This window comes from uncultured Solobacterium sp. (genome assembly GCF_963550625.1).
Taxonomy (GTDB): domain Bacteria; phylum Bacillota_I; class Bacilli_A; order Erysipelotrichales; family Erysipelotrichaceae; genus Bulleidia.
In genome coordinates, this window is sequence record NZ_CAUVCV010000007.1 from 1 (window position 1) to 19,386 (window position 19,386).

General features: G+C 36.5%; 21 protein-coding genes. 19 read left to right on the plus strand and 2 right to left on the minus strand.

Features of this window, described 5'->3' with window-relative positions; genetic code table 11:
* The first annotated feature begins 79 nt into the window (after positions 1-79).
* The 3 genes from RYK16_RS05130 (at position 80) to RYK16_RS05140 (ending at position 4,642) form a co-directional block, all read left to right on the plus strand.
* Positions 80-904, plus strand: a complete 825-nt coding sequence (locus RYK16_RS05130) for a M15 family metallopeptidase (RefSeq protein WP_314851215.1) — start codon at positions 80-82, stop codon at positions 902-904.
* A gap of 77 nt (positions 905-981) precedes the next feature.
* The gene (locus tag RYK16_RS05135; protein ID WP_314851216.1) at positions 982-2,745 is read left to right on the plus strand and encodes an ABC transporter ATP-binding protein; all 1,764 of its coding nucleotides are present in this window, start codon (positions 982-984) and stop codon (positions 2,743-2,745) included.
* Position 2,746: 1 nt separating this feature from the next.
* Positions 2,747-4,642, plus strand: a complete 1,896-nt coding sequence (locus RYK16_RS05140) for an ABC transporter ATP-binding protein (protein ID WP_314851217.1) — start codon at positions 2,747-2,749, stop codon at positions 4,640-4,642.
* Positions 4,643-4,675: 33 nt separating this feature from the next.
* On the opposite strand, the gene RYK16_RS05145 is transcribed toward RYK16_RS05140, so the two are convergent.
* Positions 4,676-5,485: a histidinol-phosphatase gene (locus tag RYK16_RS05145; protein ID WP_314851218.1), complete on the minus strand. Its 810-nt coding sequence runs from the start codon at positions 5,483-5,485 to the stop codon at positions 4,676-4,678.
* Positions 5,486-5,606: 121 nt separating this feature from the next.
* On the opposite strand from RYK16_RS05145, the gene RYK16_RS05150 reads away from it, so the two are divergent.
* From RYK16_RS05150 to RYK16_RS05195, 10 genes are all read left to right on the plus strand, one after another.
* Positions 5,607-7,904 carry a heavy metal translocating P-type ATPase gene (locus RYK16_RS05150; RefSeq protein WP_314851219.1) on the plus strand — a complete coding sequence of 766 codons (2,298 nt, stop codon included), beginning with the start codon at positions 5,607-5,609 and terminating at the stop codon, positions 7,902-7,904.
* Between the two features lie 148 nt (positions 7,905-8,052).
* Positions 8,053-8,391: a phage holin family protein gene (locus RYK16_RS05155; RefSeq protein ID WP_314851220.1), complete on the plus strand. Its 339-nt coding sequence runs from the start codon at positions 8,053-8,055 to the stop codon at positions 8,389-8,391.
* A 100-nt stretch (positions 8,392-8,491) separates the two neighbouring features.
* On the plus strand, positions 8,492-10,150 hold the full coding sequence (locus RYK16_RS05160; protein ID WP_314851221.1) for an ABC transporter ATP-binding protein: 1,659 nt from the start codon (positions 8,492-8,494) through the stop codon (positions 10,148-10,150).
* A 115-nt stretch (positions 10,151-10,265) separates the two neighbouring features.
* Positions 10,266-10,715: a D-aminoacyl-tRNA deacylase gene (gene dtd, locus RYK16_RS05165; RefSeq protein WP_298665795.1), complete on the plus strand. Its 450-nt coding sequence runs from the start codon at positions 10,266-10,268 to the stop codon at positions 10,713-10,715.
* On the plus strand, positions 10,712-11,563 hold the full coding sequence (gene folD / locus RYK16_RS05170) for a bifunctional methylenetetrahydrofolate dehydrogenase/methenyltetrahydrofolate cyclohydrolase FolD (protein WP_314851222.1): 852 nt from the start codon (positions 10,712-10,714) through the stop codon (positions 11,561-11,563). The genes dtd and folD overlap by 4 nt, the downstream gene beginning before the upstream one ends.
* Positions 11,560-11,760, plus strand: coding sequence for a DUF951 domain-containing protein (locus RYK16_RS05175; protein WP_314851223.1), 201 nt, complete (start codon positions 11,560-11,562; stop codon positions 11,758-11,760). Before folD ends, RYK16_RS05175 begins: the two co-directional genes overlap by 4 nt.
* Positions 11,761-11,784: 24 nt before the next feature.
* Complete coding sequence (ychF, locus tag RYK16_RS05180; RefSeq protein WP_314851224.1) at positions 11,785-12,888, plus strand: redox-regulated ATPase YchF; 1,104 nt, start codon at positions 11,785-11,787, stop codon at positions 12,886-12,888.
* 57 nt (positions 12,889-12,945) lie between these two features.
* Positions 12,946-13,269, plus strand: a complete 324-nt coding sequence (locus RYK16_RS05185) for a cyclic-di-AMP receptor (RefSeq protein WP_006526699.1) — start codon at positions 12,946-12,948, stop codon at positions 13,267-13,269.
* Positions 13,270-13,315: 46 nt separating this feature from the next.
* Positions 13,316-13,876, plus strand: a complete 561-nt coding sequence (locus RYK16_RS05190; protein WP_314851225.1) for an NAD(P)H-dependent oxidoreductase — start codon at positions 13,316-13,318, stop codon at positions 13,874-13,876.
* Positions 13,863-14,366, plus strand: coding sequence for a GNAT family N-acetyltransferase (locus RYK16_RS05195; protein WP_314851226.1), 504 nt, complete (start codon positions 13,863-13,865; stop codon positions 14,364-14,366). The genes RYK16_RS05190 and RYK16_RS05195 overlap by 14 nt, the downstream gene beginning before the upstream one ends.
* Positions 14,367-14,380: 14 nt before the next feature.
* Here RYK16_RS05195 and RYK16_RS05200 read toward each other — a convergent pair whose 3' ends face one another.
* The gene (locus RYK16_RS05200) at positions 14,381-15,562 is read right to left on the minus strand and encodes a hypothetical protein (protein WP_314851227.1); all 1,182 of its coding nucleotides are present in this window, start codon (positions 15,560-15,562) and stop codon (positions 14,381-14,383) included.
* A gap of 180 nt (positions 15,563-15,742) precedes the next feature.
* Between RYK16_RS05200 and ispF the strand changes: the two genes are divergently transcribed.
* From ispF to rpoE, 6 genes are all read left to right on the plus strand, one after another.
* Positions 15,743-16,219, plus strand: coding sequence for a 2-C-methyl-D-erythritol 2,4-cyclodiphosphate synthase (gene ispF / locus RYK16_RS05205; RefSeq protein ID WP_314851228.1), 477 nt, complete (start codon positions 15,743-15,745; stop codon positions 16,217-16,219).
* A gap of 3 nt (positions 16,220-16,222) precedes the next feature.
* Positions 16,223-17,446 (plus strand): HD domain-containing protein, encoded by a 1,224-nt coding sequence (locus tag RYK16_RS05210; RefSeq protein ID WP_314851229.1) that lies wholly within the window; start codon positions 16,223-16,225, stop codon positions 17,444-17,446.
* Positions 17,443-17,826, plus strand: coding sequence for a hypothetical protein (locus tag RYK16_RS05215; protein WP_314851230.1), 384 nt, complete (start codon positions 17,443-17,445; stop codon positions 17,824-17,826). The genes RYK16_RS05210 and RYK16_RS05215 overlap by 4 nt, the downstream gene beginning before the upstream one ends.
* Positions 17,827-17,952: 126 nt before the next feature.
* Positions 17,953-18,420 carry a hypothetical protein gene (locus RYK16_RS05220; RefSeq protein WP_314851231.1) on the plus strand — a complete coding sequence of 156 codons (468 nt, stop codon included), beginning with the start codon at positions 17,953-17,955 and terminating at the stop codon, positions 18,418-18,420.
* Positions 18,421-18,521: 101 nt separating this feature from the next.
* Complete coding sequence (locus tag RYK16_RS05225) at positions 18,522-18,905, plus strand: DUF1934 family protein (protein WP_314851232.1); 384 nt, start codon at positions 18,522-18,524, stop codon at positions 18,903-18,905.
* 73 nt (positions 18,906-18,978) lie between these two features.
* Positions 18,979-19,317: a DNA-directed RNA polymerase subunit delta gene (gene rpoE, locus RYK16_RS05230; RefSeq protein WP_314851233.1), complete on the plus strand. Its 339-nt coding sequence runs from the start codon at positions 18,979-18,981 to the stop codon at positions 19,315-19,317.
* The last annotated feature ends 69 nt before the right edge of the window (positions 19,318-19,386 follow it).

The window sequence follows — 19,386 nt, forward strand, 5'->3', positions numbered from 1 at the left end:
CGGGTCATCGAGAGCATGGTTTTCCATCGCTCTCCCTTTTTTTATACTTTTTATGGGTTTAGATGTTATAATATTATCCATGAAAAGCACAGATAAATATCAATCACGAATCCGCATACTGATTGGTCTTTTTTCAATTTTGTTTGGTGTATTATTTATCTTATTATTTAAGTTAATATTCTTTACACCACGTACTTTATCTGAAAAAGATTGCAAAGATTGTCTATCGGTTATTCAGTCGAGTCAGAATAGTTCTGTTGAGACTACGCCTAGTCCTAGTCCTACACCATCACCTGCTCCTACTCCAACCCCTGAACCTACTGTTGAACCAACAGTTGATACGACTACTGTATCTTCTATTCAGAAGATTACTAATAAAAGTCATCCAATTGATTCAAGTTATGTTCCTGCTGACTTAACTACAGTCAATGTGAGTTCCAATGGAACACAATATTTACGTAGTGAAGCTGCGACTGCATTAGCGAATATGTTTGAGGCTGCACGTAAGGATAATATCAATTTATACTTAGTGAGTGGTTATCGTTCATATGCACAACAACTAGCTTTATATAACACATATGTAAGTACGGATGGTAAAACTTTGGCAGATCAATATGATGCTATTCCTGGTGCATGTGAACATCAACTAGGTTTGGCAGTTGATTTATCTGATGATAATCGTGATCATGATATTGATGATTCATTTGAATCAACAGCTGCATATCAGTGGTTATTAAAACATAGCTATGAATACGGGTATATTTTACGTTTCCCTCGTGGAAAAGAAGCGATTACGGGTATTGCATATAATCCGTGGAGTTTTAGATATATCGGTGTCGAAGAAGCCAAGAAAGTATATGATTCTGGACTTACATTAGAAGAGTATTATAAAGTGAATGATTAGGGAAAGATGAAGAATCTTTCCTTTATGTTTCTTTAAAATATAGGGTAAAATAATCAAGTGATTTTTAGGAGGTAGAAATGGTTAAGCAATTAATGAAAAGTATTCGTGAGTTTAAACTAGCAACAATACTGACACCAACCTTTGTGATAGGTGAAGTTATCATTGAGGCATTGATTCCATTTTTAATATCTTTATTAATCAATGATATTAAAGCAGGTTGTGATTTATCAGTGATTTTAGGATATGCATGGAAGTTAGTTGTCTTATCACTGCTTTCACTATTATGTGGATACTTAGCAGGTATCTATTGTGCAAAGGCTAGTACAGGATTTGCGCGTAACTTACGTTATGATATCTTCACTAATATCCAGAAATTTTCATTTTCAAATATTGATAAGTTCTCATCTGCATCACTCGTTACGCGATTAACGACTGACATTCAAAATGTGCAGATGGCATTTATGATGATTATTCGTACTGCTGTACGTGCTCCACTCAATTTAATATTCTCCTTTACAATGGCATATATTATGGGTGGGACAATGGCAGTTATCTTTTTAATTATCATTCCTTTCTTAGGAATTGGGTTATATTTGATTGTAAGAACAGTTATGCCAGTCTTCAAAAAGGGATTTCCTCTCTTCGATAAGATTACACGCATCGTTGAAGAAAATGTAAAGGGTATTCGTGTCGTGAAATCCTTTGTACGTGAGGACTATGAAATCGAGAAATTTGATGAGACATCAAATGACATTCGTAAAATGTTTACACGTGCAGAGCAGATTATCGCTTTGAATAACCCATTAATGCAGATAAGTATTTATGCAGTTATGTTGTTTGTATTGATGTTTGGCTCTGAAATGATTATCAAAACAAATGGTACAAGCTTAGACGTAGGACAGTTATCTACTTTGATGACTTATGGATTCCAAATCATGGTTTCCTTAATGATGTTATCGATGGTATTTGTGATGATTACTTTCTCTGAAGAATCAAGCAAGCGTATTGTTGAGGTATTAAATGAGAAGAGTTCTATCACTTCAAAGGAAAATGCAATTACTGAAGTGAAGGATGGTTCTATTGACTTCGATCATGTTCGTTTCAAATATTCACCTACAGCAGAAAGACCAGTTCTTGAGAATATCGATGTCCATATTAAATCTGGTGAAACGATTGGTATCATTGGTGGAACAGGTTCCGCAAAATCTTCTTTTGTACAGTTGATTCCACGTCTATACGACGTTACTGAAGGTACAGTTCGGGTTGGTAAAGAAGATGTTAGAGACTATGACCTTGTGACATTACGTGATTCTGTTGCGATGGTGTTACAGAAGAACGTATTATTCTCAGGTACGATTGCGGATAATATCCGTTGGGGTAATAAGGACGCAACATTAGAAGAAGTGAAGCATGTATGTCATTTGGCTTGTGCAGATGAGTTTATCGAACAGATGCCAGATGGGTATGATACTTGGATTGAACAGGGTGGCACAAACGTCTCTGGTGGTCAGAAACAAAGACTCTGTATCGCAAGAGCACTCTTAAAACAACCTAAGATTTTAATTATGGATGATTCAACCTCTGCTGTAGACACAAAGACAGATGCAATTATCCGTAAGGCAATGAGAGAATATATTCCAGAAACAACAAAGATTATTATTGCCCAAAGAACTTCATCTGTAGAAGATGCAGACCGTATTATCGTCTTAGATGGCGGTAAGATTGATGCGATTGGTACAAGTGAAGAATTACTAAAGACAAATCAAATCTACCGTGAAGTGTATTTATCTCAGAATAAACAAGGTACTGAGGAAATCGTGGAAGAAGGAGGTGTTCGTTAATATGAATCAGAAACAAACGAATCGTAAAAAGTCCTTCAAGAGAATTATGAAGATGGTAGTATCATACTACCCAGTTCTATTCCCACTGATTGTGTTATTGATTATTATCAACGCTATCTTGGGTGCACTACCTTCCATTTTCCAACAGAACGTTATCGCTGTATTACAACAAGCGTGGGAACAAGGTTGGACTTGGGAAGTTACTAAACCATATATTGTCAAGTTAGTTGGAACACTTGCGCTAGTGTATCTTATTGCATTAATTATCGGTATTGTATATACACAGTTAATGGCGTTCTTTACACAGGGCGTTCTACACAAGATACGTAAAGAAGTATTTGCACATATGCAGAAACTACCTATTCGTTATTTTGATACACATCCACACGGTGACATCATGTCTCACTATACAAACGATATCGATGCAATGCGTCAGATGATTTCTCAAAGTTTCCCACAATTATTGATTTCAATCGTTACAATCATCACAATTATCGCTATCATGTTCTATTATAGTATTCCAATGGCATTAGTTATCTTAATTGGTGCTGCAATTTCCATTGAAATTACACGTAAGCTTGGTGGTCTTTCTGCGAAGTACTTTATCTTACAACAGAAGGCAACTGGTAAAACAGAAGGTGTTATCGAAGAAATGGTGAATGGACAAAAGGTAATCAAAGTATTTAATCACCAGGATGAAGCTGAGGAAATCTTCAATCGAGCAAATGATGAACTCTTTGAGGCTTCTAATACCGCAAACCGATATTCCAATATTTTAATGCCGGTATTAAATAACGTAAACTACCTAATCTATGTATTTGTAGCAGTGGCAGGTGGTATCTTTATTCAAGAGAAATTTGCGAACTTCTCAATTTCAGGATTGCCATTTTCAATTGCGGTTGTAGTGCCATTCTTAGGAATGTCACGTCAGTTTGCTGGTATGATTCAGCAGATTTCTCCACAGATTAACTCAATCGTAATGGGCTTAGCAGGTGCGGAGCGTGTATTTGAACTCCTTGATCAAGAGCCTGAAGTAGATGATGGTATTGTGACACTTGTCAACGCAACAGAAAAAGATGGCGAGCTTAAAGAAACAAATGAACAGACTGAAATTTGGGCTTGGAAGTATCCACATGAAGATGGCACAGTAACATATACAAAGGTTGCGGGTGATGTTCGTTTCGCAAGTGTAGACTTTGCATATAATCCAGATAAGATGATCTTGCATGATGTAACTCTATTTGGTAAACCTGGTCAAAAGATTGCCTTTGTAGGTGCTACAGGTGCTGGTAAGACAACGATCACAAATCTGATTAACCGCTTCTATGATATCGCAGATGGAAAGATTCGTTATGATGGTATTAATATCAATAAGATTAAAAAGTCGTCCTTACGTAAATCTTTAGGTATTGTATTGCAGGATACGGTGTTATTTACAGGCACTGTTATGGATAACATTCGTTATGGACGCTTAACAGCGACAGATGAGGAATGTATCGCAGCCGCAAAACTTGCGGGTGCAGATGGCTTTATTCGACATCTACCAGAAGGGTATCAAACAATGTTGAATGGTGATGGCTCTAATCTTTCACAAGGTCAGTGTCAGTTATTGGCAATTGCTAGAGCAGCTGTCGCAGATCCACCTGTTATGATTATGGATGAGGCAACTTCCTCTATCGATACACGTACAGAGCAGATTGTACAAACTGGTATGGACCGTTTGATGAATGGTCGTACTGTATTTGTAATCGCCCACCGTTTATCTACAGTTAAGAATTCAAATGTAATTATTGTATTAGACCATGGACGTATTATTGAACGTGGTACGCATGAAGAATTACTTGCTCAAAAGGGTCAGTATTATCAGTTATATACAGGTGCGTTTGAATTAGAATAGACATAAAAAGTTTATGCTTGTGCATAAACTTTTTTAGTAGAACTTTAGTTTTCTCTTTTTCGCTTCTCCAACCAGATCAATGTCTTGTACAAAATTTAAATCAAGACCTGCGACTACAGATAGTGCACGGTTGAGATTTTCTTCTGTTAAGAAATGTTGTGGATTATGTATATCAAGACCAATAATAATAGGGCATTTTTTCTTTGCGAAAATTTCAAAGAAAGCTCTAGTAGGATAGGCATAGCGTTCGCCATCAAGATATTCCTTCTTGCCAATACGTACACCAGTACCGCAGTTTAATTCGAGTGGAACGTCATAGAAGCGTGAAATATCTGCAATCTTTTCTGCAGCGTTTAGAACACTCTCGTCAATTCGTGGATATTTCCAGAGAAATACATCAGGATGAGCAATATAATCACACATATAATGTTGGCACGCTTCCTCTAAGCATTTAACGTAGCGTTCAACTTGGTCACTGTTATCAAATTCATAGACACTATCTTCATCAATAGTGAGATTGTGTTGCCCTAAAATAATATAATCTAATGTCTTTCGATATTCACGGATGGTATCCCATTGACTAGGATAGTATTCCACTTCCATACCTAGATGAATATCGATTTGAGATGCGTATTTTTCCTGTAAAGAACGAATCGATTGATAATAATCAGGAATTTGTTCGATGTTCATACGCAATCCAGGACAAGGTGTATGATATGCGGCATGATCACTAAATCCGAGGGTTGTTAGACCTGCTTGAATCGCTGCTTGAACATACTCTTCATCTGTACCAATTGCATGTCCACAACGTGCAGTATGTGTATGATAATTTGCTTTGATCATGGGGATTACCTCCAAAACGAAGAAATTATATCACTCCTCACATAGATTGACAAAAAATCTCAAAGTAATATAATAACACTTGAACAGATGTTCAAGTGTTATGTGTATGAGAGGTGTTGAGATGGAATATAGATATCGTGTTATAGGCATTGATTGTGCAGATTGTGCCGCAGAATTGGCAGAAGAAATTAGAAAAATAGAGGGTGTATTGAGTGCAGATATCCATTTTATGCAGCAGAAGATGTATTTTGATTGTGATGAAGAGAAACATTCTGTGATTGAGCAGAAGGTTTTTGAAATTATTCATGATGATGAACCTGATGCAGTGATTACAGCTTTACACGAAGAACCAAAACATCTCTTTAAATTTCATATTAAGAATATTGATTGTGCAGATTGTGCCAATGAGATCGCGGAAAAGGCGATGGAAATAGAAGGCGTTGAACATGCGGAAGCTGACTTTATGCATGCGATTTTACGTGTTCAGTTTGCGACAAGTGAATATACACGTATCGAAAATGAACTACGCGAAATGATTGCTAGAGAAGAGCCAGAAGTTGAATTCTCACGCTATTATGCAGAGCAAAAGATTGAAAAGGAAGAAGATCATAGTACACAGTTGATGATTGCTCGATTAGTACTAGGGGCATTCTTATTTGGTCTTTCGTTTGCCCTTACAGGGATTATAAGTAATATTTCAACATTACTTGCGTATATTATTCTCGGCTATGATGTTATCTATAAAGCATTCAATAATCTAAAAAGAGGAAATCTATTAGATGAGCACTTTTTGATGACCATCGCCACTTTTGCGGCGTTATATTTAAGTGATTGGAAGGAAGCGACTGGTGTTATGTTGTTCTACCAGATTGGTGAATTCTTCCAAGATTTAGCAGTTGACCACTCTCGTAAGTCAATCGCATCTTTGATGGATATTCGACCTGACTATGCATATGTACAAAGTGGAACAGAGTTTATCAAAGTTGATCCAACAGAAGTGCAGATTGGTGAAATTATCCAAGTAAAACCAGGAGAACGTATTCCATTAGACGGCGTTGTCGTTTTAGGAAGTTCATCTCTTGATACTGCATCCTTAACAGGAGAGTCAAATCTACGAGATGTGGATGTGGATGATGAAGTTATCTCAGGTGTTGTAAATACAAGTGGTGTACTGTTAATTCGTACAACGAAAGAATTTGCACAATCAACAGTATCAAGAATTCTCAATATTATCGAAGAGAACAATGAAACAAAGTCTAAACAAGAAAAATTCATTACAAAATTCTCACATTACTATACACCTACTGTTGTTGTACTAGCGATTCTGGTAGCTATTGTAGTAGCAATTGTGAGCGGCGATATCAATGAAGGTATTTATCGTGCATGTACATTCTTAGTTATCTCTTGCCCATGTGCACTAGTTATATCTATTCCACTTTCTTTCTTTGCTGGAATTGGTGGATTATCCATGCATGGCATCATGTTAAAGGGAGCGAATTATGTTGAAAAGATTGCGAATATTCGCACGGTTGTTTTCGATAAAACAGGTACCCTTACAACAGGACAGTTTGCGGTGAATCGTTTGTTAGATAGTACAGATGATGAAAAATTATTGAAATTAGCAGCGTATGCGGAAAGTTATTCGAATCACCCAATCGCAAAAGCGATTCAGAATACATATCAAAATGAAGTAGATCAAACAAAGATTTCTGATATGCAAGAAATTGCAGGTAGAGGTATTTCTATTACTTTAGAAAATCATCATGTTATCGTTGGTAATTATAAGATGATGGAAGAAAACAATGTGAATTGTAAACAATATACAGAACCAGGAACCTATGTATATGTGGCAGAGGATAATATCTTCTTAGGCTGTATTTTATTGAAAGATACAGTTAAGAGAGATGCAGCTAGTGCAATACAGCACTTAAATAAGAATCATGCTTGCATGATGGTATCTGGTGATGCAAAAGAAATCTGTCAAGAGGTAGGCAAACAACTGAGTATCGATTCTATATATGGTGGATGTTTACCGGAAGATAAGATTACATGCGTGAATACCGTGAAACAGAATGGGGTAGTGGCATTTGTTGGTGATGGTGTCAATGACGTTCCAGTTATGCGTACGGCTGATATTGGCTTTGCGATGGGCTCACTTGGCAGTGATGCGGCAATTGAAGCAGCAGATGTTATCATCACAGACGATAATCTAAATAAGATTGATGTAACCATTCAACAAGCCAAGAGAATTATTCGTATCGCAAATCAAAATATCATACTTGCGATAGCGATTAAAGTACTCGCGCTAGTATTAGGAGCAGTTGGTATTGCGAATATGTGGATGGCAATCTTCGCAGATACAGGTGTTGCAATGTTGTGTGTCATTAACGCTGTTCGTCTTCTACGTATCAAGGAATAATAAGTATTCCTATATTTGCAAATATGGTAAAATAGTCTTGTAGTAAAGGAGGTTATCTTTTGCGTATATTAGATATCGTATCGGTGATTATCCTGATACTTGTAATCGCATTAGGCGTGCTATATTGGCAAACGAAAAGGAGCAAGAAATGAAAAGATTTATAACATTAGTTTTAGTAAATGTAGCTTCACTTTGGTTAATTGATCGTATTATGAGAACCATGTATATTGGAAGTGCAAATACATTGTTCTTCTTAGCATTTATTCTTGTAATCTTAAATGCGACACTAAAGCCATTGATGAAGTTGGTATTCTTACCAGTGACATTCTTCAGCTTTGGATTCTTCTCGCTTATTATCAACGCAGCAGTATTATCCATTGCATTCAGTTTCGCACACGGTTCATATATGATGGGTTTCCATACAGCGATTATTGCAAGTATTCTATTATCCATCGTGAATGCAGCTATTAATTCATATCTTGAATAACATCGTACGAAGAAGTACGATGTTTTTTTGATATTAGATTGTATTATCTTACATTAAATATAATAATATTAATAAACGATTTAAATCATAAGAGGTAGATATGTCACAACTAGAAAGGATTATAAAAAAATCCACATTGAAATATGCAGTAATTGCATTTGGCTTTTGTATTTTATCAGAAATCATTAGCCTAATATCTCCAAGATTAATGCAATATATCATTGATACAGTTATCCCGCAGAAAAACATGCATACGATTATTTTGAGCATCCTTATTTTTGTGTCAATACCACTATTGCATATATGTGTAAAATCTATTTTTAATTACTTCACAATTGTATTTGCAAGAAATAAGGGAAATGAGTATACAATTCAGCTGATAGAAAAGATCATTCATCAACCACTCCATTTTTTTGATACACATAATTCTATTGAGTTACTGACGGAATCAGGTAGAGAACTTTCTAACTTATTATTGTTCTATATCAAAGATATCCCTAGTTACTATAGTGCAATTCTAGCTTCAATCATTATCTTTATAATTTTGTGTTCTTATCATCCTGTGATAGGGATATTCCAAATATTATTCTTACCGCTTAGTATTATTCCAGTAAGATATATTCATATTAAGTTAGAGGGATTAGTAAATAATGTTCTTGAAAAGAATGCAAAGAACAATCAGTTAAAGGCAGATATGTTTAAGAATATCGATTATATCAAGAGTAGCAATCTTGAGACATTCTATATCGATAAAATTAAAGAAAATAATGATGGGATTGTTTCTGTTTGGGGAAGTGTAGCTTCGATGGAATCTCTAGCAGGTGTATGGATTAATGGTTTTATGACCTCTCTATTTACCGGACTATCATTTGGTATTGTTGCATTATTGATGATGTATACAACAAAACTTACAGTCGGAACAATTATTTCTGTAGTTAGTTATTGTGAGTTGTTATATTCCTATTTACATACAATATTTTCAACAGAAATTGAAAAAGGAAAGTTTGAAGGTGAATTTACAAAGACAAAGGAGTTATTTGAATTAGATTCTGATATTTCTACAGATCAGCATCCATTTTTATTGGAACAAGCAATCAGATTTGAACAAGTAAAATTCCAATATACGAATACACCCATCTTAAAAAATCTAACACTAGAATTACAGGCACATAAATGGACAGTCATATTGGGAGAAAGTGGTGTCGGAAAGAGTACAATTCTAAAACTGATAGAGAAATTCTATACGAAGTATGAAGGGGAAATCATAGTTGATGATATATCATTGAGGGATATAGATAGCCATAATCTAAGAGATAAGGTGGCTTATATATCACAATCACCTTCTTTATTCCCAGGCAGTATTCGCAGTAATTTAACGGTTAGTAGCGATGCAATTACAGATGAAATGATTTGGGAAGTATTAAAAACTGTGAATATGAAAGACTATGTTTCATCGCTGGATGATGCTTTAGATACTGATATTTATGAAGCAGGAAAAATTATGTCCACTGGGCAAAAACAACGCTTATGTATTGCAAGGGCGTTATTGAGAAATGTGGAGATATATTTATTAGATGAAATTACATCTAATGTTGATTATGAAAATACGCAATTAATTTTGTCGTATTTCAAAGAACTTTCGAAAGATGGAAAGACAATCATTAGTGTTACGCATGATAGAGAATACATTCCTTTTGCGGATGTGGTATATGAATTATGTAATGAAAAAGATACAACATTAGTTTCTAAAATTCACTAAAAGCTATATCAGAGGATATATTTTGATTATTTCTAAGAGCATATATGAGAAATTGTATGCTCTTTTGTGATTATACGGCAACATTATTACAATATCTGATATAATTTTTATCGATATGAGAACAGTAATTCAAAGAGTAAAACATGCCAGTGTTACCATTGATGGAGTCGTAAACGGGAAAATCAATCAAGGTTTTCTATTGTTAGTCGGAATCAAAGATGATGACACTGAAGCAGTTGTAGAAAAAATGGCAGATAAGATTGCCAAAATGCGTATTTTCGATGATGAAAATGGAAAGATGAATCTAGCATTACAACAAGTTGGAGGTGCGATTCTATCAATTTCACAGTTTACGTTATTCGCAAACTGCAAAAAGGGTAATCGTCCAAGTTTTGATGGGGCTGGAAAGCCTGAACATGCCAAAGCGATGTATTTATATTTCAATGAAGTATTACGACGCTATGGTTTACAAGTGGAAGAGGGTATCTTTGCGGCAGAGATGAAAGTTGAACTGCTCAACGATGGCCCTATCACAATATGTCTAGATTCGGAGGATTTAAAATGACACAAATTATCTACGGTAGTGAATTATCTGCCGAATTAAAAGAGAATATGCGCTCAAAAGTGGAGTCTTGGGTATCTGCAGGTATGAGAACTCCATGTCTTGCGGTTATTCTTGTAGGAGATAATCCAGCATCTGAGTCTTATGTACGTGGAAAAGAGAAGGCTTGTGCAGCAGTTGGCATTAAAACCAATACGATTCGTTTATCTTCTTCTATCTCCCAAGAGGAATTAGAGAAATCAATCTGTGATTGTACGAATGATGATGCGGTTGATGGCATCTTGATTCAGTTACCATTACCAGAAGGTTTTGATGAAGATAGAGCAATTGCGTGTATCGATCCACAAAAAGATGTGGATGGACTTCATCCATTAAACTTTGGAAGATTCTTTATGAATCAACCATCCTTTGTGCCTTGTACACCACTTGGTATCATGGAACTCTTAAAGCGTATGGGATGTAATCCAAAGGGCAAGCATGCGGTGGTCATTGGCCGCTCTAAGTTGGTAGGAACACCAGTTGCCCGTCTATTACAGAATGCTAATGCGACAGTTACAATTTGTCATTCCCATACAGCGAACTTAAAAGAACTGACAAACTTAGCAGATATCTTAATCGTTGCAGTGGGTAAGCCAAACATTATTGATGCCCAATATGTTAAAGAAGGCGCTTATGTAATTGACGTTGGTGTAAATAGTGTTGATGGCCACTTATGTGGTGACGTAGATTTTGAATCGGTAGCGCCTAAGGCTGGTGCGATTACACCTGTACCAAAGGGTGTTGGTCCTATGACCATTTGTATGTTATTGCAAAATACAATCACTGCATATGAAAAGAGGCAAGGACTATGATTAGTGATTTTAATCTAAACGATACAGTTGAAATGAAAAAGGAACATCCATGCAAGAAGTCCAAGTATTGGAAAGTCATTCGTATGGGTGCGGATATTAAAATCAAATGTCTAGGTTGTGGTGCAGTTATTATGTTTCCAAGACATGAATTTGAGCGTAAGCTAAAGAAGATTATTGAAAAGGCGCCACAGGAATAAGAGGAAAGAAAAGAGGAATCATATATGTCATTAACAGCAGGTATCGTTGGCTTACCAAATGTGGGTAAATCAACTTTGTTTAATGCAATTACAAACAGCCAGGTCTTAGCAGAGAACTACCCATTCGCAACCATCAATCCAAACGTTGGTGTAGTAGAAGTTCCTGATAAAAGAATGGATGACTTTGTAGAAATCTTCCATCCAAAGAAGACAATCTACACAACATTTGAATTTACGGACATCGCCGGTCTTGTAAAAGGTGCATCAAAGGGTGAAGGACTAGGAAACCAATTCTTAGCGAATATTCGTGAGACAGATGCAATTGTTCACGTTGTAAGATGCTTTGATGATAGTAATATCGAACACGTAGAAGGTTCAGTTGACCCAATCCGCGATATTGAAGAAATTAACTTAGAACTATGCTTAAGTGATTTAGATACAGTACAGAATCGTATTAGTAAGGTAGCTAAGAAGGCACAGACATCCAAGGATAAGGATGCAGTAGCGGAATATACATCCTTACAGAAGTTTGAAAAGTTATTAGAGGCAGGAACACCGGTACGTTTAGGTGACTTAGAAGATTCTGACCGTGAGATATTAAAGAACTATGGTCTATTAACATCAAAGCCAGTTATCTATGTTGCGAATATGAGCGATGAAGAAATCGGTGATCCTGAAAGCAATGCATACTACCAGAAGGTAAAGGCGTTTGCAGAGAATGAAGGTAGTGAATGTATCGCTATCTGTGCCAAGATGGAAGAAGAACTTTCAAGTCTTGATAAAGAAGAGAAGATTGCATTCATGCAAGACTTAGGAATTGCTCAATCTGGATTGGATAAGATTATCCGTGCAGCATATCACCTACTAGGTCTAAGAACATTCTTCACGGTTGGTGAACCAGAGTGTCGTGCATGGACTTTCCATGAGGGTATGAAAGCTCCTCAGTGTGCAGGTGTTATCCATACAGACTTTGAAAAGGGATTTATCCGCGCGGAAATCTATAGCTATGAAGACTTAATGGAATATCGTACAGAACAATCTGTTAAGGAACACGGTAAGATGCGCTTAGAGGGTAAGGAGTACTTGATGAAGGATGGAGATGTAGTCTTCTTCCGCTTCAATGTATAATTCATCTCATTTTCACAGTGAATCATGATAAAATAGGAGTAATAATAGGAGGCTCTTATGAAACTGATCTTAGCAATTGTATCCAATGATGATGCATCTGCAGTTTCTGCTGCACTTACAAAGAATAATTTCTATATGACACGTTTAGCAACGACTGGTGGATTCCTACGTGCTGGAAATACAACTATTATCGTAGGTACGGAAGATGAACTTGTAGATAAATGTATCGCAGTTATCGGTGAAGAAGCAAAGCGTCGTACAGAAATCGTTCCATCAACTGCATCATATGATGTTGGAAGATATGCGTCCTTCCCGGTTGAAGTACAAATTGGTGGAGCGACAATCTTTGTATTGGACATCGAACAATTCAAGAAACTATAAAGCAGGCTAACCTGCTTTCTTTTGTCATAAGGGAAAGGAAGACAGTATGACTGTATTATTTGTGAATGCCGCATTCCGTAAGAATTCAAGAACCAACGCATTAGCGCAAAAATATCTAACAACACTGACAGATAAAATTGAAACAGTGAACTTAGGCGAAGAGGATATCCGTCCTTTACAGAAAACTTCATTAGAAAAATACTGTAAGGATTCACGTAATCATGATTTTGATGATGAGATGTATCGCTATGCCAAGCAATTTGCTAAAGCTGATGAAATTGTCATTGCGGCTCCGTTCTGGAATTTTGGTTTACCTGCCGTATTACATGCATATCTTGAACTTGTATGTACACAGGGATTAACCTTCGATTTAAACAAAGCAGGAGAGTATTATAGTCTTTGTCAGGCAAAGAAGCTGTCATTAATTTTAACAGCGGGCGGAAATGTGCCTGAAAATGATTGTGCAATCTCCTTTATACGAACATTATGTAAAGAGTTCTGGAAAATTGAAGATGTACAATATTACTACGCAGACGGTATTGACTTGATTGGTGCGGATGTGAATGCGAAATTAGAAGCAGTGATGAAGCAATATGGAAATTCGTAAGAGTCGATTTGAAGATATCGGACAAATCATGGATGTAATCCAAGATGCACAAGAAAGTATGCGTGCTAACGGGATTCCACAATGGCAAGATGGTTACCCAAATGAAGAAGTTATTTCCCAGGACATAGAAACAGGAAACAGCTATGTACTTGTGGAAGATGGAGGCGTCATTGGTACTGCATATATTGTTGCTGGCCACGAGCCAAACTATGACTATATCGAAGATGGCGCGTGGTTAAATAATCATCCATATGTTGTTGTACATCGTATCGCAATTAAAAATGACTATAAAGGTAAAGACCATGCAAGTAAACTGATGGAGTTTGCAGAGGGTTTGGCTATTAACTCAAATCTCCATGATATTCGTATCGATACACATCACCAAAATATTCCGATGCGTAAGTTCTTGTCGAAGTTAGGATACCATGCATGCGGAACCATCTATTTAGATAATGGCGACAAACGGATTGCATATCAAAAAATAATCTAAAAAAGAAAAACGCACTACAAAGTGCGTTTTATCATATTTGTTAAATATTCAACTGTATTATTTTCTGGGTTTTCAATCACTGTATTCAAGGATTTTTGCAAGATGGACGCAATCTCTTTTCCTTGATAACCTAACTCTTTTACTACATTTCCATCAATCGCAAGGTCTTTTAATTGATATGGTTCATGCATGTTGTGGATTTCTTGATGATATGCATGAATGGTTTCTTTTTGATAACCTGTATCAATCGCGGAGCGATATTGGTGATAAGTATCAAATGGAATTTTAAGTGTGGATAAAAACTGTTTCAACTCAATCTTTGAAGAGAGTTTATATTCTGAATTTTGAATACAACTAAGAATAATAGCCTGCTCAGAACCTGAGTATTTAAGACGTTCAAGAATTCCTTTTGCGTTAGAAATATCCTTAAGTAGAATTGCCATGCGGATATTTGCGTCAAGTGGAGATTGATGAATTGCAGTTAAACTATGCTGGATAATATCCTTGGTTAATTCTGGGATAAATACCTGAATGATATCACTATATTCTACAAGAATAGAAGTAAGGGAATTTGTTTCGAGGATGCCAATCCATTCGGTATGAATACGTTCTTCTGAGATATAGTGTAGTAAATCTTTTTGTTTGTGTATTGTGGTTGCGGTTTTCTCTTCGATTGTAAATGATAGTCTTCCAGCAAAGCGTAGTGCACGTAGGATACGTAAAGCATCTTCATCAATGCGCTCACTTGCGTTACCGATACAACGGATAATCTTATGTTGTAAATCATCAATACCACCGAAGAAGTCTATTAAGCCTTCGTGATTGTTATAGCAGAGTGCGTTAATAGTAAAGTCACGACGTTTACAATCTTCCTCGATGCACTTGGAGAAAGAGACTCCGGATGGATGTCGGTGATCTTCGTAGACATTTTCACTGCGGAATGTTGTGATTTCAACAGGCTGTCCCTTAGAAAGTACAGTAATCGTACCGTGCTGAATGCCTGTCTTAAACACTCTATGTGTAGAGAAGACTTGTAACATTTCATCTGGGGTTGCATCTGTCGTTAAATCATAGTCGTGGATTGGCAGTCCTAACAATGCATTACGAATTGCACCACCTACAATATAGGCACTATAGTGATTTTGATTTAACAAGTCGATAAGGACTTGGATGTAATCTGGAATCTGAATTTGCATAATTCTATTATAGTTGGATTATCTAAGAATGGATAGAAATCCTCAAAATCGTAGAGATAATCGCATGAAATAGAGTTGTTTATCGGATTTATCCTTTTATTTCATTCCACAACATCTTATGATTATCATAGAACATTAATATTTTAAGAATAAAACAATTGAGTGTAAGGGGGATTTTACATGAGAATAGGACAATCAACAGATATTCATCGTCTTGCGAAAGGACGTAAACTAATCTTAGGTGGTGTGGAAATTCCATCTGATTTAGGTCTTGTAGGACATAGTGATGCGGATGCGTTATGTCATGCGGTAGCGGAAGCTATCCTTGGCGCACTTGCGCTAGGTGATCTTGGAAAATGGTTTCCAGATACAGACCCAAAATGGGAAGGTGCAGATTCTATCAAGATTCTTGCGCAGGTTGGTGTGATGATGCGTGATCGTGGCTATAATATTGGAAATGTTGATAGTCTCATCATGATTGAAAAGCCTAAGATGGCGCCACATATCATGACCATGCGAGAAAATATTGCTAGAGCACTTGCGTCTGATTTAGATAATGTTAGTGTGAAGGCAACACGCGGGGAAGGTTTAGGCTTTGTTGGTAAGTCAGAAGGTGTACAAGCACAAGCAGTTGTACTCCTTGTAAAGGAGGACTAGTTCATGTTTGCGAAAACATCAGAAGTGAAAGTATTACGTGATCCTGTACATGGGTATGTGCATATTGATTTGCAGGTAATCTGGGATATTGTCAATAGTAGCTGGTTCCAACGTTTACGTCGTATTCGTCAATTGGGTGGAGCGTATGTAGTATATCATTGTGCAGAACATACTCGTTTTTCTCACTCGCTTGGTGTGTATGAAATCGTACGCCGTATGGTGACGGAAGTCCCAGATATTGTAAATGCATTGAATGAATATGATAAGGTAACAATCATGCTGGCAGGTTTACTGCATGACATTGGTCATGGCCCATATAGCCATGCATTTGAAGCTGTTACAGGAACATCTCATGAAGAATTTACTTGTCGTATCATTGAAGAAAATACGGAGATTACGAAGATACTAGAAGCTAGCGCTAAGGGTCTAGCGAAGGATGTTGCGGATGTTATCCGTCATAAGAGTAAAAATCCATTACTAGTGCAGATGATTAGTTCACAACTGGATGCAGATCGCATGGATTACTTATTACGTGATGCATACTTTACAGGAACGAAGTATGGTGAGTTTGATTTGGAGAGAATCTTACGTACACTTCGTGTGGTAGATGGAAATCGTTTGGTAGTCAAAGAAAGTGGTGTATACGCAGTTGAAAACTATATCATGGCAAGATACCACATGTATTGGCAGATTTACTATCATCCTGTAGCACGTAGTTTTGAAACCATTCTACATCTACTTTTTAAGCGTTTAAGGGATTTAAAGAGTGTGAGTGATCCTTCTATCATTCCATTATTTAAACCTGTTTTAACAGGTAAGAAGATTTCTTTAAAACAGTACTTTATGCTGGATGAATATGCATTTAGCTATGGCTTCTCGATGTTATGTGAACATAAAGATCCTATCGTGCGTGATTTTGCGTTACGGATTCGTGATCGTAAATTATTTGCGTATTCTGAAAGTGATCCATCTAACAACCGTAAGTTGCGTCATCAGCTAAAGAAGGCTGGATATAATCTGGACTACTATTGGTCAAAGGATGAAGTGTACCAGAAACCATATGAGCCTTATACAGATAGTAGGGGTGATGCGGTTTGGGTAAAGAAAAAGGATGGAACGATAGTAGAAATGTCGAACGCATCTAATATTGTTTATAGTCTGGTACATGGACCGATCCATGATGTATTTAGCGTATATTATCCAAAAGGAGTAGAAATTAAGAAATGAATCCAGAAGAACGTGCAAGGAAGTGGACACAGGATATTCCTGAATTGAGTGGTCTAACATTACAACAGCGCGTTGCGATATGTAATCAAGTATCAAAGAGAATTGTTTTCCTAGCTGTACTATGGCTAACGCTTTTCTTTGCAATCGTTTTCGTTATACTTTCCAGTGCAGATATAAACTCTGCTCTATATAATCTACTTAATCATACAGCGGAGGCTATCAATACGATTTTTAGTGGTGGTGCAAGTAAGCGGTATATGGTAGCGTTACTTGAAAGTTTGCCATATATTTTGCCAATGCTTGTGGTTTTAGTAGGACCAATTTGGCTCATGACGACGGTCTTCCGCAAACAAATGTTACTTTCAGCTGCTAGGAAATGATAGTTTGATTGGTTGAAATCATAATATATACAAAAAAATACACTGTTGTGTACAGGACATCACGAAAATCACCTGTATAATAGTGTTTAAGAAAAATGCTCAATCGGAGCAGATGTGAGGTAGAATATGAATCCAATATTTATGGTAGCTGGGATACTTGTTGTATGGGCTATTGCATTTGCGGTATTTATCACACTACAAATGAAGCGGAAGAATACAGAAGCAGAACTTGTTGCGGCAAGTACAACGAAAGCGATTGTACATTTCTATGGAGATGTTTCAACTATTGATGGTCAAGATGCGGCTATATATCATCCAATTAAGGGGCAAATGCTAGATACAATTATCGCGTTAGAACCAGGCCATCATAGCTTTGTAGGTAGTTTTCAAATGACAGAGAATGGTATTGTAGTAAAAAACAAGAATTACTACGCAACAGATATTGAGTTTGCATTTGATGTAGAAATGGGTAAGACGTATAGAGTAGGTCTTTATAAAAATGTGAACAATAATGAAACAGTGGTAATGACACTTCCGCTTACTTTAAGTGGATTTGGCGCAAAAACACTATATCTTATCGCTTACTACGAATAATTGAATAAAATTACTTCCATGAAATACGATGGAAGTTTTTTTATGGGCGCAATGGTTGACAGGAGAACAGGTTCGCATATAATCATTCACGGAAGGTGAATATGCGTATAACAGTCAAACTGATACAACATGATTTGTTAGAAGATAAGAAACAAATCTTATTGGAAACAAATGCTTTATATGATGGAAATACCTTACGCTACCGCGAGGAAAATGAAAGGGGATCTCATCAGGTTTACTTCGGTGATGATTGTATTTCATTCGAGCGAAAAGCTGATGTTCATACAAAAATTACCCTCTTTGATGATAAGGATGGAGAAAGTGTTGTGGATTCTCAGTATGGGAAGATGTACATGCAGACAAGGCTTTGTCATGCGGAAAAGTGCGATACGTATTGGAGTGTTGAGTATCAGTTGATTATGAATAAAGAGGTCGTACTTCACCAGAATTTACGTTGGGAATTTACCCCAGTAAAAAATATTTGACTTTATTTGTAACTTGGGGTATAGTGCCATGGCGAAGCAAGCATATCATGCATTTGTATAAAGGAGATTTACAATGGTTAACAACGAGACTATGACGGACGTAGCCTACAATTGGCTCAAAAAAAGAAAAAGAGAAGTAGATTTCTCAAAGATTTGGGATGAAATTGTAAAGACAATGGATATTCCTGAAGATAAAATCAGACGTAAAAAGGCACAATTCTATAGTGACTTGATGTTAGATAACAGGTTTGCTTCTTTAGAAAATAACAAGTGGGATTTACGTAACCGTCGTAAGTTTGAAGAGGTTCATATCGATACATCTGAAATCGAACTCGAGGATGATGAATTAGAAGAAGCAATTGAAGTTGCTGGTCTAGATTTACCAAAGGGTGACGACGCATTCGATAATTAATTAAGAAAAGGCTAAAAATAGCCTTTTTTTAATCATGCTACTTTAAAAATGTTCAGAAATAGTTTAATA